The 12,047-nt window shown below is 45.9% G+C and carries 11 protein-coding genes; 6 read left to right on the forward strand and 5 right to left on the reverse strand.

Translation table 11 applies throughout. The annotated features are described in order from the left end of the window. Positions 1-966 precede the first annotated feature (966 nt). Complete coding sequence (glnA, locus tag L5M51_RS21615) at positions 967-2,376, forward strand: glutamate--ammonia ligase (RefSeq protein ID WP_113941334.1); 1,410 nt, start codon at positions 967-969, stop codon at positions 2,374-2,376. Positions 2,377-2,702: 326 nt separating this feature from the next. On the opposite strand, the gene L5M51_RS21620 is transcribed toward glnA, so the two are convergent. Both L5M51_RS21620 and L5M51_RS21625 read right to left on the reverse strand, forming a co-directional pair. Beyond that, positions 2,703-3,575 (reverse strand): hypothetical protein, encoded by an 873-nt coding sequence (locus tag L5M51_RS21620; RefSeq protein WP_263174597.1) that lies wholly within the window; start codon positions 3,573-3,575, stop codon positions 2,703-2,705. Between the two features lie 183 nt (positions 3,576-3,758). After that, complete coding sequence (locus tag L5M51_RS21625; RefSeq protein ID WP_263174598.1) at positions 3,759-4,631, reverse strand: hypothetical protein; 873 nt, start codon at positions 4,629-4,631, stop codon at positions 3,759-3,761. Positions 4,632-5,189: 558 nt separating this feature from the next. On the opposite strand from L5M51_RS21625, the gene L5M51_RS21630 reads away from it, so the two are divergent. Continuing rightward, complete coding sequence (locus tag L5M51_RS21630; RefSeq protein WP_251068942.1) at positions 5,190-5,447, forward strand: YceK/YidQ family lipoprotein; 258 nt, start codon at positions 5,190-5,192, stop codon at positions 5,445-5,447. Between the two features lie 165 nt (positions 5,448-5,612). Here the strand turns inward: L5M51_RS21630 and L5M51_RS21635 are convergent, their stop codons facing one another. After that, on the reverse strand, positions 5,613-6,734 hold the full coding sequence (locus L5M51_RS21635) for an aminotransferase class V-fold PLP-dependent enzyme (protein ID WP_105251112.1): 1,122 nt from the start codon (positions 6,732-6,734) through the stop codon (positions 5,613-5,615). Between the two features lie 4 nt (positions 6,735-6,738). Further along, the gene (locus L5M51_RS21640) at positions 6,739-7,917 is read right to left on the reverse strand and encodes a PrnB family protein (protein ID WP_105251111.1); all 1,179 of its coding nucleotides are present in this window, start codon (positions 7,915-7,917) and stop codon (positions 6,739-6,741) included. 264 nt (positions 7,918-8,181) lie between these two features. On the opposite strand from L5M51_RS21640, the gene L5M51_RS21645 reads away from it, so the two are divergent. The 4 genes from L5M51_RS21645 to L5M51_RS21660 all read left to right on the forward strand — a co-directional run bounded on the left by L5M51_RS21645 (position 8,182) and on the right by L5M51_RS21660 (position 11,534). Then, entirely contained in the window at positions 8,182-9,525 is a 1,344-nt protein-coding gene (locus tag L5M51_RS21645; protein ID WP_105251110.1) for an anaerobic C4-dicarboxylate transporter, read from the forward strand. Between the two features lie 235 nt (positions 9,526-9,760). Continuing rightward, entirely contained in the window at positions 9,761-10,381 is a 621-nt protein-coding gene (locus L5M51_RS21650) for a CHAP domain-containing protein (RefSeq protein ID WP_411569259.1), read from the forward strand. Positions 10,382-10,393: 12 nt separating this feature from the next. Beyond that, positions 10,394-10,984 (forward strand): hypothetical protein, encoded by a 591-nt coding sequence (locus L5M51_RS21655; protein ID WP_263147834.1) that lies wholly within the window; start codon positions 10,394-10,396, stop codon positions 10,982-10,984. A gap of 37 nt (positions 10,985-11,021) precedes the next feature. Beyond that, on the forward strand, positions 11,022-11,534 hold the full coding sequence (locus L5M51_RS21660) for a M23 family metallopeptidase (RefSeq protein ID WP_263174601.1): 513 nt from the start codon (positions 11,022-11,024) through the stop codon (positions 11,532-11,534). A 19-nt stretch (positions 11,535-11,553) separates the two neighbouring features. Here the strand turns inward: L5M51_RS21660 and L5M51_RS21665 are convergent, their stop codons facing one another. Further along, complete coding sequence (locus tag L5M51_RS21665; protein ID WP_263174604.1) at positions 11,554-11,745, reverse strand: DUF2986 domain-containing protein; 192 nt, start codon at positions 11,743-11,745, stop codon at positions 11,554-11,556. Between the last annotated feature and the right edge of the window lie 302 nt (positions 11,746-12,047).

Below are 12,047 nucleotides of genomic sequence, written 5' to 3' on the forward strand. Positions count from 1 at the left end.
ATTCGTTATGGTGATCGAGCTCGATCTACCACAATAAAAAGCGTGCCATTCTACTCCAGAGCGGCCTTGGCGCACAGGATTATTTTTGAACACTTATAAAACAATCCGCCAATCCTTGGGTAATTTCCGTCAATCATCCACTGAGTGAAATCCTCTGTAGCCAGAGTTAACGCTCTGTTTAATTGCCATATTAGTAGGAAAAATCCGAGTTAAGCAGCTGAATTTGCTATTTTTCGTATTCAATGTTCGCACTGCTAATGTCGATTTAAGCATCAGCAAAATCGACTTAGATACAGAGAAATTACCACGTGAACACACTGCAATAAATTCTGCGGCACACTTAATCTAACGTTCATGTTGGCGTTTACACCCGATGGCATTAAGACTCACTTCATTGTCACGGGATACCTTTTTACGCATCACTGATTTCACTTGGTCTGTGAACAGCAAAGACATTTCGCACATGAGAACGAACTCTTTCCTAATAATATGATAATAAACCACTATTGGATTGATAATGCGTGGCATAGTTGGACAGACTAGCGTGGTTTTATGACAATTATGCGGCGGTTATGCGGTGGTAAATATTCCCGTTCTGTGCTGCAAGTATGTGCGAGCTTCAGTGAGGCAGTACTTACTTATACTGTGAAAGCCAAAGCGTCATTGCCATCTCAGTGCCATATAAGCGGTGCATGTTATCGCTGTGCATCCCAGCTTAAGGTTTGCATGAATCAATTCAGTGCGCACCAAAATGGAGTAATGCACCAAAATGCCACAGACAAAAGCACCATTATGGTGCGCACACGAATCCAATTAAGTGCAACAAAGATTTTAAATCATGTTAATCAGTAAGTTAAATTATTGGCATGGATATCGCTTTATAGCTCGTAAGTTTGGCTCAAGATAAATAACTTGAGTTAAAAGATTATAGAAGGGGCATCCCTTTACCCTACCGGAGGCTTGAGAATGTCAGTTGAATCAGTTTTAAAGCAACTTGAAGAATTAGAAGTTAAGTTCGTTGATTTACGTTTTACCGACACTAAAGGTAAAGAGCAGCACGTATCTATTCCTTCTCATCAGGTAGATGCTGATTTCTTCGAAGACGGCAAAATGTTTGACGGTTCTTCTATCGCAGGTTGGAAAGGCATTAACGAATCAGACATGGTACTGATGCCAGATCCAACAACATTCGTACTGGATCCTTTCACCGAAGAAACTACAGCGCTGATCCGTTGTGACATTCTTGAACCCGGTACCATGACAGGTTACGACCGTGACCCACGCTCAATTGCTAAAAAAGCAGAAGCTTACCTGATCTCTACTGGTATCGCTGATACTGTATTGATTGGACCAGAACCAGAATTCTTCCTATTTGACGATGTCCGTTTCGGTACTGACATGTCAGGTTGTTTCGTTAAGATCGACGCTAAAGAAGCGGCTTGGAACTCAGGCACTAGCTACGAAGGCGGCAACACAGGTCACCGTCCATTTGTTAAAGGCGGTTACTTCCCAGTTGCACCGGTTGACTCATCACAAGACCTACGTAGCGCTATGTGTTTAGTGCTCGAAGAAATGGGCCAAGTGGTTGAAGCGCATCACCACGAAGTGGCGACTGCAGGTCAAAACGAAATCGCAACTCGCTTCAACACCTTGACTAAGAAAGCGGATGAAATCCAAATTCTGAAGTACGTAGTGCACAACATGGCACACGCTTACGGTAAGACTGCGACTTTCATGCCTAAACCCATCGTTGGTGACAACGGTAGCGGCATGCACGTTCACCAATCTCTGGCGAAAGACGGTGTTAACTTGTTCGCTGGCGACAAATACGCAGGTTTAAGTGAAACGGCTCTGTACTACATAGGTGGTATCATCAAGCACGCTCGCGCGCTGAACGCTTTCACTAACCCAAGCACTAACTCTTACAAGCGTTTAGTGCCACACTTTGAAGCACCTGTTATGTTGGCCTACTCTGCCCGTAACCGCTCTGCATCAATCCGTATTCCAGTGGTACCAAGCCCTAAAGGCCGTCGTATCGAAGCACGTTTCCCTGATCCACATGCAAACCCATACTTAGGTTTCGCAGCGCTGCTAATGGCGGGTCTTGACGGTATCCAAAACAAGATCCACCCAGGTGAAGCGATGGACAAAGATCTGTACGATCTGCCTCCAGAAGAAGCGGCTGAAATCCCACAAGTGGCGACGTCATTAGAAAACGCCCTTGAAAATCTGCAAGCTGACCATGAGTTCCTGACTAAAGGCGGCGTGTTCAGTGAAGATTTCATCCAATCTTATATCGTACTGAAAACAGCAGAAGCTGAGCGCGTAGCACGTACAACTCACCCACTTGAGTTTGAAATGTACTACAGCCTGTAATGGCTAGCGCTATACAACCGGCTCGCTTTATGTAATTGATATAGAAAATATAAAAGCCTCGATAGCAACGCTATCGGGGCTTTTTGTATTTTGAAGGTATATACAACTTTTATTCTGATTCAATCATCGCATTGTTCTCTAAATAGGCATCATCGCCAATCACTCTTTTATCATTCAGAGAAGGCACGCCAGACACCGCGGCAACAGCAACAATAGAGATAGATAGTTAAAAACCGATCTAAACTAAACATGGATGCAGCAGAAAAACCACCTATATAGTCGGAAGTTAACTACCGCGCCATTATTGTTAAGTGTCCACGCTTTATTCAACTAGGCTGGTTATTGTCAGGGGCAAAATCTACCAGTTGGGCAGGTTCGCCTGACTCAAATGACGCAAATGGTACACCATCTAACACGCGCTCATTTTTAAATACACGGATTTCAGAATCAGGTAACTGCGTCATCAGCAATGACAAGATAATGTGCATCTTATCCAATGGGCAATGAAGACGGATACTTGCACGTAAGCCCATTGTTCGTACATCCGATTGGCAGGCAATAAATGGACGATTCCGCGTTACCTTAATCAAATGACGATACCCATTTTTTATAGGACTCTCGTAAGTAGTCTCTACATTTTTAAAACCAGTAAAGAAAAATGCCCCCAGAGCCATTCCACCTACACCAACCAGCGCTGCTGGGCCTAAAAAGGCCACCCCGACAATACAAACCACCACACCAAACCAAGCCAGCCCCCGCACTACCGCATAGGCTGCATCCGGAATAGCATCATGATAGGTGGTGACCAGCCCCTCGGTGGTGAGCCGATAGTGGTACTGTTTGTCAGCCAACCAGAGGTAGCGCATAAATGGCCCAAAAATCATCGCTATGATGAGAAAATAATACCATTGCTCAAATCCATACCAGTATGTCACCGACCCAACTAGAGCCGTAATCCCGCACGGAATAAGGACCATGATCCACCCAATGCCATACACAGTCGCTACCTTAATATCCCACTCATAGAGGGTGGGCGCCTCACGCACCCGCTGCTGACGCAGCTTATTGAGCCGGTCTTGCTCCTCTTGGGGTAATTGCAGGTACTCACTGCGCGGCAGGTCTTCATACCGACTGTCGTCCAACGGTTGTGTCTCTTGCTCTGTCGACGCCAACTGCTGCGGCGCTGCTCTCTTATTCATATAGCTATTCCTTTGCTGTACCCACGGACTGCACGGTCATCGTTAACCTACCCACACAGCTCGTACTTAATGTTTTCTCACCCTTGACGACCTTGCCGCTAAAAAGTCTGTTAGCATCTTGGTGGCAAAGCTGTCACTGATGGACACCGAGTCTCGCGCCAATAACAGGCGCGAGAAAAAACGTTAACTGGGCTGGGTATTGTCAGGGGCAAAATCTGATAGTTGGGCTGGTTTGCCTGACTCAAATGACGCAAATGGTACGCCATCTAACACGCGCTCATTTTTAAATACACGGATTTCAGAATCAGGTAACTGCGTCATCAGCAATGACAAGATAGTGTGCATCTTATCCAATGGGCAATGAAGACGAATGCTTGCGCGTAAGCCCATTGTTCGTACATCCGATTGGCAGGCAATAAATGGACGATTCCGCGTTACCTTAATCAAATGACGATGCCCATTCTTTATAGGACTCTCGTAAGTAGTCTCTATATTTTTAAAACCGGTGAAGAAAAATGCCATCACGGCAAAACCACCCGCGCCGACCAAGGCTACCGGGCCTAACAATGCCACGCCAACGATGCAAACCACTACCCCAAACCAAGCCAGCCCCCGCACTACCGCGTAGGCTGCATCTGGAATCGCATCATGATAGGTGGTGACCAGCCCCTCGGTGGTGAGCCGATAGTGGTACTGCTTGTCTGCAAACCAGAGGTAACGAGCAGATAGGCACATTATTAGGGCCATGATGATTAACCCCACACCCAAGCTAGTATCGCCAGATAGCAAATAGCTCCCTATAAGTGCTAAACAGCCACACGGGATCAGGAAGGTTAACCAAAATAGACCATAGACAGTCGCCACCCGAATATCCCACTCATAAAGCGTGGGCGCCTCCCGCACCCGCTGCTGACGCAACTGATAGAGCCGGTCTTGCTCCTCTTTGGGTAATTGCAGGAACTCACTGCGCGGCAGGTCTTCATACCGACTGTCGTCCAACGGTTGTGTCTCTTGCTCTGTCGACGCCGACTGCTGCGGCGCTGCTTTATTGTTCATCCTGTTACCTCTCGGTAGACTCTACTTGTAGCGTGGCCATCGCCAAGCAGTAAATCCAGTCATCCATTTTAAATCAGCAACATAATATGCTCTCGGCCTACCCTCAAGCGAATATTTACTGAAACAGTTTTAAGGAAAGTAATAAAAGTAGCTAGATGGCCAGTGAGGGAAGTGGAGACTGATTTTAAAGAGTATGTTCAAAACTCATCTGAGTTCTGCGAGGACACGGCATACAAACCTCCATGATTAATGCTTATCCAAAACAAGAGTCGCCGTTAACAACTAGGTTATTGAGCTTGGTTGTATCTCATTTCTGTTGATGAATAATTGACAGATATAATCATATAGTTAGAATGCCAAGCTGTTGAAACAAAACAGGTTGGCGTCAAATGAAACCAGATCTGGTTCCACATCACTAACGCTCTCAGTTGATCAAGTAAGTAGATCATACCGAAGCAATACAGTTTTTCACATATAAACAATGGAGTGGTTATGCGTTGGTTGACTTGGTTGGTCGTGTGCTGTTCTCTCACGGGATGTGCAACAATAACGTCGAGGATGGGAGAAGATTCAACTTGGGGTCATTCTTTCTCAAGTGTGCAAACGGCTGTTGATAATGGCGAGGAGTGTATGATTATCTCCGCGTTGGCGGCCCCGCCCTTGCTGCTCTTTACCATCCCGCTGACACTCGTTGATATGAGCAGTGCGTTGATCATCGATACTGTTATGCTACCTGCAGATTTAGCGATCACGCCCAGCGATCCCAAGCTCCACACCCCGCGACCTATGGTCTGCCGCTATGACTACAAGATTTAAGCATGATCGCACCCAATAAATAACCTCAAGTTGCCTGTGTGACGGTGAGTTAACGCCGGCATACGGGAACGACCATGTCGCGGTTTGCCTCCCAGAGTGTTGTGCCTTGTTAGTTGTAATTACGTAGTACAACCTAGCCTAGTAAGCCATTTTAAATCATTTAAGTTAGCGATTGGCTTTAATCACATCTAGTAACAGCTTGATATCGGCCATATTGTTATAAATATGCGGAGAAATCCGGATCCCCATACTGCGGGCGTCGACACTAATATTCGCGTTCGCTAATGCCGTCATCATTTGATGCTGCTGTTTACCAAACTGCAGAATAAGCGTGCCGCTGCGCTTTTCAGTATCCCGCGGCGACACAAACTCATGGTCGAGCTCTTGCGCCACAGCATCAATCAATTGCTGATTGTATTTACGCAGCAACGGAGTACCTAAACCAGCAAGATAATGAATGCTATGGGTGGCAATGGCATAAGGCGCGATTGATGGTGTCCCTCCCCAAAAGCGCAGCGCGGAATGCTGGTAACGAAAATCATGGATATCAAATTCGAACGGATTCTCGTGGCTAAACCAACCCACATCCTTAGGCTGACAACTCTCCAATATGGCGGGATTAACCCAAAGATAAGCAGCACCAGGGCCGCCGCAGAGCCATTTCACACTCGAACCGATTAAAAAATCGGGTTGTAGGCGCGCGAGATCCAGCGGAATAATCCCCGCCGATTGCGCTACATCCACTAAGCTCAAACAACCTCGCTCACGGGCTATGGTGAAAATATTGGCTAATGGCGCCTGCTGCCCCGTATTCGAGTAAGCATGGCTGACAAACACCAGATCCACATCGCGGCTGATATGCGTATCCCACACATTAGGGTCGGTGATATCGAGCCCTTTAGGAATAAAGCGTACTTCGCAACTGGCAGGCAGCGCTTTTTTAAGGGCAAAACCCATGCTGGGAAAATCAATCTCACTCATTAACACAACGGCGTGTTCGCGGTTCAATCTGTCGAGGGACATGACAATTTTAGTCAGCGCACTGGAAAGATTGACCTGAGGGCAAAAATCCTTCTGGTGGCCGTTAAATAGTTTAGATAAAGCAAAGGTAAAATCATCAATCACACCCAGCCACTGGCCCCAAGGTTCACGCCCCGACTCCTGCCAAGGCGCAAAAAAGGCTTCTTTAAAGACCTGCTCGGTCGATTTTAATGGCCGGCCAACGGAATGGTTTAATAGATATCCTGGACCTGCTAGGTAAAAGTCCTTTTTAAAATCTTCAAACATAGTGTTATCTCAAACTCTCTTTTAGTTTTTTAATATCACAATAACGAGTCCGAATATCGCTGCGTTGAGCGGCGGCGCGTCTGTCTCTGAGTCGCTCCAATGAGCCGAGTAGCACATGCAGTGGCGGACCACTCGCGGTAACTTTAGCTAAATGCTGCTGCTCCATACTTGTCGAAGGCTCAGCAATATATTTAGTCACTAACTCATTATGGTGCTGAATCGCAGTCTCGCCATGTAATTCGCAGACTTCGATAAAGAGTCGCAAGTTTTCTTGATACCAATCTTGGGTTGAGCAGTCTTTTGCCTGCAGGAAGTCATCCATCAAATTCGGCCGACGCATGCACTCGCGCAATATCTGTTGATCCTCCGGCATCATGTATAAAAACTTGTCCACCAGCATTTGCGAATAGGAGGCTTCGTTTGCAAAACAAAGACCTAGCGTTAAATCGATTACATTAATCCCCGCAAAATCCCCGGCGTTAGCGCCGCGATAAATGACCGAGCCCACCCGATAAGGTTTGTAGTAAGGGCGAACACAGTAAAAGAAACGGTCCGTATCTAGTCGATTAAATAATTGGGTATTCGACTCAATCACATCTTGCAAGGCCTGTTTAGCGACTCGCAGTAAATCGTGACTGATGGGATGGGAAATGCCCAAAGGCTGGATCTTCAATAGCGCATCGGCGGCGCGTTTATAGGCCAAAATGCCCTTAGTGTTGTAATCCACAAACAGCTTTTCAGCGGACAGATCGGTAAAGCGCTTATAAATGCCATTGTGGGCACGATTGTGAGTAGTTAAATGTGCGGTGGCAAAACGCGGCGTGACGCCTATTGAAGCGCCAATATGCATGGCGAGCGCAGAAGCCTCAGCTAATGGCGATGTCGTTTCCCGCGAGGGCTCAGTAATTTCATGGCGCCGACAGGCCGCCATATACAAGCCCACATTGCCGAGTAAATCGAAGGCACTGTCGAAACCTTCATCAGTATTCCCCTCATCGAGCAAGGTTTTAATCAACTCTCGCCCTTCGCTCTCCAGCGCCAACTTAGCTTCTGCGCCGATATCGAGCACATTGGCCCGATCTGTTTGTTGGTAGTAAAGCTGTTCTAGCTCGGAATTGAGTTCCACAAAGCGGCTGCGGATCCAATCATCAAAGGCTTCGGTATTAAAGGTGGCAGGTTTCACGGGCTTATCCTTGAGTATTGTTATCGTTCTTTTAAACGGAGTGAGCTCAAAGCGTTAGCCCAATCCGTAAAACTCGTAACCAGAATGCAACTTATCGCCACATGTTTCTAGCGTTAGGTCAAATTTCCGAAAAAACTAATGCCATTTTTTATTTACACCATGCGCCAGCGCAATTTTTCAAACACTTTTACTCCGCAGAATGTTCCTGAAGACACTCATCACTCAACTAATAGCTAAGCGGTAAGTTCCGCAGAGGTAAATCGGATGATTTTAATGGAATTTATAGTAGTGCTTAGCTGCCTACTGCTAGGTACCCGCTACGGCGGCATGGGATTAGGCCTCATCAGCGGTATTGGCTTATTTTTACTGATTTTTGTTTTCGGTTTAGCGCCGGGCCAACCGCCAGTGCAAGTTATGCTAACGATACTTGCAGTCATTGGCTGTGCGGCCGTATTGCAAACCGCGGGTGGATTAGATGTGATGATGCAGTATGCCGAGCGCTTACTGCGCCGTCATCCACAATACATCACGATTCTAGCACCACTGACCACGTGGACGCTGACCTTCCTTTGCGGTACTGGTCATGTGGTTTACACCATGTTCCCGATTATTTCCGATATCGCGCTGAAGAAAAATATTCGCCCAGAGCGCCCAATGGCGGTGGCATCTGTCGCCTCGCAAATGGCGATTTGTGCTTCGCCCGTGTCGGTAGCTGTGGTGTCTATGGTGTCGATTCTGGCATCACAACAGGGTGTAGGCCGCGCTTACAATCTGCTCGAAATTTTAATGGTGTCAGTGCCAGCATCGCTTTGCGGTGTCATGGCCGCTGCACTTTGGAGTCTGCGTCGTGGTAAAGATTTAGATAAAGATGAAGAATTTCAAGAACGCATTAAAGATCCAGTCCAAAGAGCCTTTATCTATGACAAGAGCGAAACCCTGTTAAATCAAAAATATCCGAAGGAAGCTTACTGGGCAACGGGGATTTTCTTCACCGCTATCGCTGCTGTGGTACTGTTAGGTTCATTTAGTGAATTGCGTCCCGCCTTTGACGTTAAAGGTAAGTCGACCTTGCTCTCGATGAACTTAGTGATCCAGATGATGATGTTAATTGCAGGTGCTTTTATCCTGATGACCTGTAAAGTCAAACCGACCAACATCTCTAACGGTCCCGTTTTTAAAGCGGGCATGGTAGCAATTTTCTCAGTATTTGGTGTGGCTTGGATGAGTGATACTTTCTTCATCAGCCATATGGATGTACTGCAGGAAAACCTGTCCCATGTAGTACAAAGCCAGCCTTGGACCTATGCCTTAGTGCTGTTTCTCATCTCTAAGCTTGTTAATAGCCAAGCGGCAGCACTCACAGCAATCGCACCTATGGGACTCGCCTTAGGGGTCGATCCAAAACTCTTAATCGCCTTCCTCCCTGCAAGCTACGGTTATTTCGTGCTACCAACCTATCCAAGTGATCTGGCCTGTATCGGCTTTGACCGTTCAGGTACGACTAAAATAGGTAAGTTCATTATTAACCACAGCTTTATCATCCCAGGGTTTATAGGTGTAGCGACAGCATCGGCTGTCGGTTATCTACTCGCAACCGCTTTACTCTAACCGCCACAAATAACAAAGGCCGCTGATGCGGCCTTTATTTTAGATAACCTTAGATCACCCAAAAGTATTAACCTGTGCCAATATAAAACCCATACCCTAGACGCCCATATTCTTCAGAACATAAAATACGCAGCCCGAAAGTGAGATAAGTATCTTACTCAACAACTCTTTTTAGCTTGCCGTACTAAAGATGATTAGACGCTTATCCATTCTATTAGCTTTTTTCGCGATACTGATGGGGCTCGTATACTGTGCCTACAGTCTGATAACTCGGATTAACTTTAATTCCCACCATCAAGTAGGAGAAGTCATCGACACTCTAAACGGGGTTAATATCTATTATAACGGAGGAGTTAATACCCATTCAGGACGCAACCTATCTATAGATGGTTATAACTTAGGTATTCAATATCAATGTGTTGAATTTGTTAAGCGCTACTTTTACCAACGCTACCAGCATAAAATGCCTGACGCTTTAGGCCATGCTAGAGACTTTTTTGATAACAAGTTAAGCGATGGCATGTGGAATGAAAAACGCGCTATGTGGCAATACACTAATGCGAGTCAGACCAAACCTATGCAGGATGATCTACTCGTGTTTTCTCCATGGATATTTAACCCCTACGGTCACGTTGCAATCATTGCCTCAGTTACCGATAGCAGTATTGAAATTGCCCAGCAAAATCCCGGCCCCTTTGGCCCATCACGCGAACGGTTGGCATTAATTCAACAAAACGGCCTCTGGTATATTGATGCGCCTCGAGTAAAAGGTTGGTTAAGATGGCAGGCCCCGGAAATCACAGCATCCCCGATAGCAGAATCCGCAAATACGCCATTCCCCAGTAAGCTTCACTGAGAAATAACAATAATGTCAGTATTAACTTGGATTAAACAACGCCTTGTGCGTAATAGTGATAGCCTCAAGCAATCTAGGCCACAAACTGAGTTACGCACTGTTTTTCATCAAACCCAGATGCCCAATATCAGCTTGCCAATCATACAAACCTATCCACTCGTTGTACCTATGAACAGAGAAGATATTTTTGCTTATCAATTGCATTGCTTGCTGACTTACCAAGGGAAAGAGGCCTTAAACACTTTACTTAGCCAGGCAGGCTTTAACACATTGCCCGAGCAAACGGTCAACTTTAACGGTTTTATCGAACACCCAACCCAAGCGACCTGCGTATTACTGAACCAATATGACGATTTTGCGGGTGTGTGCATAACCTTAGTGACCAATGACAAACCCTTGCTAGAAGCATTAATCAGATTCAAATCCGCCCCGCCCAATCCATGGGAAAGCTTTCCCAATATCGATCCCGATACTCTCGGCAGTCTTCAAGGTAATATCGACTTTTGGTGCAGCTATTTTTGGCGCCCCTATTGGCTATCACTCTCAGAAGCCGAGCACTTGCAATATCCTGAAAGTTGGCGGGAATTTAGCGAGTTTCATTAAAACTTAAGGTACGCAAACACTTAATGCAGGATAAAAAATGAAATTGAAATATGTTGGATTAGCACTGACGTTACTGCTACTTGGTGGTTATCTGATCCCTGAGTCACCCGCGATCCCAGTAAAAGGTGCCAGCAGTAAAGATTGGAACAGCCAAACCTTTTGGTATGAACCTTGGGGTCCATCGGGCGTTCACAAGGGGATAGATATTTTCGCCGCCAAAAACACCGCAGTGATTGCGCCAACGCCTATGCTGATCTTGTATCGAGGTGACTTCTTCAAAGGAGGAAATGTAGTGGTTGGTTTAGGTCCTAAATGGCAAATTCATTACTTTGCCCATTTAGCACAAATTGAATCAGCCACAGGATTGATTGCCTACCAAGGTGACACTTTGGGCACTGTCGGCGATACGGGCAATGCACAAGGTAAACCGCCCCATTTGCACTATTCCATTTTGAGCTTATTACCTAAACCTTGGCTGATGGATACTTCAACCCAAGGTTATAAAAAGGCCTTTTATCAAAACCCTATCAAGTATTTAACTGCACTATAGGCTTAACAACTTACTTTAATCAGCTTATTGGCAGTGCAATATCAAGCTGAGGTTCTGCGGTTTTTGATGGGATTTCATGCTCAACTGCCGCAGCTAATGCTTCTCTCTCTGCCTTCGCAATATATTTAGGTTTATTGCTAGATTGCAGTTTGGCATTGGCCTTTTTTGCCTTGCTCTTCAAGGTTTGATTAATCTTCTTTTTACGGTTCATCAGAGTACCAATGCGAGATACGGTATAAAGGGGCGCGATTATAGCCTTCCATCAACACGCCAGACAATCGAAGCACTAAGGCAAACGCGTAGCCCAATCAAATAATCAAACCTGCGACTAAAACATAGGTCTCCTAAATCAAAGACAAATGCCAAACAAGGTAATGCTTTACCGACATGAACTCGCACTATATGCATGGCCTTTACAGTAAAACCTCTCGATACCGAGTGCTGTGTCGCAATTTATTCATACTGTCGTCAAATCATGCAATTTCCTGTATGGCGTGACTAGACAAGCTGTAA

It is taken from the genome of Shewanella sp. SM73 (assembly GCF_025653795.1).
Lineage (GTDB): Bacteria > Pseudomonadota > Gammaproteobacteria > Enterobacterales > Shewanellaceae > Shewanella > Shewanella oncorhynchi.